General features: G+C 44.3%; 2 protein-coding genes and 1 pseudogene. All 3 read right to left on the reverse strand.

The features are described 5' to 3' along the window. Window positions 1-119: 119 nt before the first annotated feature. A complete protein-coding gene (locus GMA8713_RS25165; RefSeq protein ID WP_062715357.1) occupies window positions 120-1,013 on the reverse strand; it encodes a TniQ family protein in 894 nt (297 codons plus the stop codon). Beyond that, the gene (locus GMA8713_RS25170) at window positions 1,006-1,797 is read right to left on the reverse strand and encodes a M48 family metallopeptidase (protein ID WP_062715358.1); all 792 of its coding nucleotides are present in this window, start codon (window positions 1,795-1,797) and stop codon (window positions 1,006-1,008) included. Before GMA8713_RS25170 ends, GMA8713_RS25165 begins: the two co-directional genes overlap by 8 nt. A 2-nt stretch (window positions 1,798-1,799) precedes the next feature. Further along, a pseudogene (locus GMA8713_RS25175) lies at window positions 1,800-3,743 on the reverse strand (type I restriction enzyme subunit R domain-containing protein); the annotation flags it as partial. Window positions 3,744-3,872 lie beyond the last annotated feature (129 nt).

Raw genomic sequence — 3,872 nt, forward strand, 5'->3', positions numbered from 1 at the left:
ATCACAGGTGTAAACATATGTGGCAATTGCTCAGGAAGGTGAAGCACTTTATGGATAACGTATCGCCGTACCCGGGAGGTTGCCACGGCACGGCGAAAATGTAGCACTATTCGGATCAGTTATTTAGGGCCTAATTCAAGACCAATATAATCGACATTACTATTGTAAAACTCACGCAACAAATCCGGTTCGAGTGAGGTACATAACAAATGGATACAGGCAAGGGCTTCGCGAACGTCTAGCTCCTTTACTTGATCGGTATTGAGAAGGTAGTGGAAGCTGGCATGTCGAGCGCTTGATATTAAGTCTTCGTTTCTGAATTGAGTTAAATTACGTTCAATCCACGAAGCAAAACTGTACTTGAGGCAACTTGCAGCTTTTATCGGAAAGAAATACTTCCCCGTTTGATACCACACTGCGCCTCGATGTCGCTCTGTTGGTCCATAGGAGTCAGGTAAAGTGATAGCCGATTTGACATTCTTCCCTCTTAAAATGGCTTTCACTGCCTTTAAGGCTTTATTGAATCCAAGGTTAGGTAGCTGCTTTAAAGGACGCCCGTGAATAAGGCAAATATTTGAAACTGACCAGAAGTGCCTAAAATACCCGTAACCGATCTGTTCAATGCCTTCTGACACACAATCTAAACAGTACCTTATGTTGGCAGTATTATTCTCCAAACCCAGAGATTTGCGATCATGAAAAAATGTGCTTTTGATACGATCTACATAAAAGTCTGGGCTATCAAACAGGGTGTTATACCGACCATCGATTGACTTGCTAACATCTATTGCTTCCAAAAGTTGATGATCAGCAAAACGGCGAAACAAATGACTAAGCTCTTTATTTACAAAAGGGAAATTAGCCCACTTTCCTTGAGGTGTGATAACCCCTCTCGGCTTCGCGTTTGAATCATGGCTAAGCTGAGTTCGAAGCAAGAAACTGTGTATAGACTCATCGAGTCCTGTATAGCTTCGAAGTCCGTCACTCACTTGAGCATTGCGACATTCACTCATTCAAATACAACTCCGCCATTCCATCGAGCTTACTTTTCACTTCTTTCCAGTTCGGCATCACGCTAGTCAATAACCGCCAGAAACGCTCGCTGTGGTTGTATTCCGCGATGTGGCAAAGCTCATGTAGGATCACGTAATCAATACACTCTTTAGGTGCTTTAATCAGGTGAGGGTTGAGCATCAACGTACCTTTGGCTGAACAGCTTCCCCATTGTTTTTGCATCGGCATAATACGAAATGAGGGGATTTCATCTACCCACGTTGCCTGCGGCAGAAGCTCAGCTAAGCGTTCTTGGAATATGCGTTCTGCACGAACGCTATACCAACCAGATACCAGTGCTTTAACTAGCTTGGGCTTATCTTCATTAAAGCGGTTAAGCGTGACCAACAGCTTACCTCGATCCATTTTCACGTTAGAAATCGAATCTCGGTCTTCAACCACTTTCAATACATAGCGGCGGCCTAAATAGAATTGCATCTCGCCACTCAGGTAGTGCTTGGTTTGAACATACTCTAAATGAGTTCGGAACTCTACCAATGCATTCCAAATCCACTGAGCGCGTTGCATGACCGCCTCATGGATTGCCGATTTATCAGCATCTTGAGGCGCAGTGACAGCCACTCGGCAATCAGGATGAACTCGGATGGTGATTTTCTTTTTCTTACCTTCGCCGTTTTTCCCTAGAGCAGAAGCTTTGCGGAGCACCTCATAGGTAACAGCTTCATTACCATAGATGAAGCTGTATTCCTCGATATTGCCTTCTTTAGGATTAAAAGAAGCCATGCTTAGTGACCTGACTTATTGTTACCAGATAGGCCAAGGCGGGTGATTTGAATGACATCCATGATAATGGCTTGAGCTTTGTCTATGCCCACATCATTGAACAGCAGTGGCAGCAGTCCTAAACGAATTTGGTTTTCAATCTCCGATGGGTTAATTGAAAACTCGGCAACCGCTTTACGCACAATTCCATCAATGTCTAACGCATACTGAAAGTATTTATCTTCAAGAACGGGGGCTTCCGTTAGTGGTGATGGTTCGCCTAGCACTTTCAGAAACAGTCCATAGTAGGCTTGAACATGGCGTTTGATTTTAGGGTCAAGTTCTGCAAAACGGTCGGTTGGTAAACCTGCCACATCACGGTCTTTAACCTGCTGCTCAAAATCCGCAAATAGAAGATACTGTTTAACGGGGCTATCAAACATCTCCTTGGTTTTTTCAATGGCTTGCTTTAACAAGTTTGAGAAATACTCTTGGGCATACGGATCATCCGCCAAATCTTGTTCAATCATCTTGGTTACACGACCTGTGATGACATCCTTTTTGTTTTTGGCTTCATCATCGGTCATTTGCTCTGGTTTGGCATCTTTACCCATGTTGCCAACCAGATAAGCACCTTCTGGCTCTTCAATCGACACACCTGCAATGTGCTTGTCTAACATGGCGCGAATATTTTCAGAATATTCGTCATAGTCCACGGTTTCCTCTGCATCAGCGCGTGCTTGTTGACGCAGTTGGCTCATGGACTTCAGCGTGTCCTTATAAACTTGGCGCTTGTCATCAAAGCTTTTGTCTTCAAAGTACGTTGCCGATTGAAGTGCTACTTTTAGGCAGTTAGCAAACGCGGTCAACGCTTCATAAAAATCATTACGTAGCTTTAAGTTGGTATCTGTCAGTTGACCATCAATCGTATCAATTTTGGGTGCCAAAGCCTGACGAAGTGCTTGTCCATCTTGCTTGTTCTTCACACCAGAAAAAATTGCCCAAAGGTCATCATACAAACCCGGCAACTTCTTGTACTCGGTATCCATGCGGTTATATAAGCCTTTGAGATCATCGATATCAAAGCCGCCTTGGGTGCGTTCAGCCAAGTCTTGGTACTTTTCAATGGTGATATCTAACTCTTCGAGGATGCCACGATAATCGATCAAATAACCGAACTGCTTTTTGCTGTGCAGGCGATTAACCCGTGCAATGGCTTGAATAAGGTTGTGCTGCTTTAACGGCTTGTCGATATAGAGCACCGTATTTTTAGGCTCATCAAAGCCCGTTAACAGCTTATCGACCACGATCATAATGTCGGGGCCTTCGTCCTTTTCAAATTCTGCAATGATGTGTTTGGTGTAGGCTTTTTCATCGCTCCAGCCTTTCTGTGCGACGTTCTCTTTCCACCAATTTTGTACTAGATCGGTACTTTCATTATCGACGTTATCGTGTCCTTCACGGGTATCAGGTGGTGACATCGCCACAACGGAAGTCACTTTGCCTATTTGGTCTAACAGCTTCTTATAGCGGATCGCAGAGGCTTTAGAATCACACGCCAGTTGTCCTTTTAAACCTTGCTGCTTAAAGTTTTGGAAGTGATCGGAAATGTCGTGCGCAATTAGTTCTAATCGCCCTTCGGTTTGATAGATCTGACCTTTTTGCGCGAACTTGCGTTTTAAGTCAGCGCGTTGCTTTTCCGATAGGGTATCGGTAATACGGTCAAACCATGCATCAATGGCTTTGTCGTTGGTACTCAGATCAGGCTTACGTTCTTCGTACAACAGCGGCGTAACAGTGCCATCTTCGACGGCTTGCTGCATGGTGTAAGAGTGAATGATCTTACCGAACTTGTTCTCGGTTTTATCATCTTGCAGCAGAGGTGTACCTGTGAAACCGATATAAGCGGCTTTCGGCAAGGCTTGTTGCATTCGGATATTGTTTTCACCATTTTGGCTACGGTGTCCCTAGAAGTGGCCCCCAATTTTCGGACATGACTTTAAGTGATTGATCTGTTTTGATAGTCCCCAGAAAGACTGGAGCAGATGATGACAAGAAAACGTAGAAACCACTCACCCGAATTTAAAGCGAAGGTG

Origin of the sequence: Grimontia marina, assembly GCF_900060185.1 — a bacterium.
Classification (GTDB): domain Bacteria; phylum Pseudomonadota; class Gammaproteobacteria; order Enterobacterales; family Vibrionaceae; genus Enterovibrio; species Enterovibrio marinus.